Genomic DNA, 253 nt, shown 5'->3' with positions numbered 1-253 from the left:
CCTGGAGGCACAGCACGTCGGTGTGACTCGTTTCGAGCCAGTCGATGACGTGTTGCTGGCGGACTTTGAGGGCGTTGACGTTCCAGGTGGCGATTTTCATGAAATTCTCACGTTCTTGCTGGGCCATTCGGGTTATTCCGGTAGCCCGCATCTTATCGTGCGCGATGGGCGTCCGTGAAAATTGCCGTCGCCGCTGTCGAGCCTAACGGCGGAAAATAAAAGCGTGGAGCGGGCAGGGCGCAGCGTATAGTGG

At 58.1% G+C, this 253-nt stretch carries 1 pseudogene; it reads right to left on the bottom strand.

The window, feature by feature from the left end:
• A pseudogene (locus SB751_RS33225) lies at positions 1-100 on the bottom strand (exodeoxyribonuclease III); the annotation flags it as partial.
• Positions 101-253: the final 153 nt, after the last annotated feature.

It is taken from the genome of Cupriavidus sp. SIMBA_020, assembly GCF_046535395.1.
Lineage (GTDB): Bacteria > Pseudomonadota > Gammaproteobacteria > Burkholderiales > Burkholderiaceae > Cupriavidus > Cupriavidus campinensis.
Note: the sequence above shows the minus strand (reverse complement) of the source record. Positions and strands in the feature narration are given on the sequence as shown.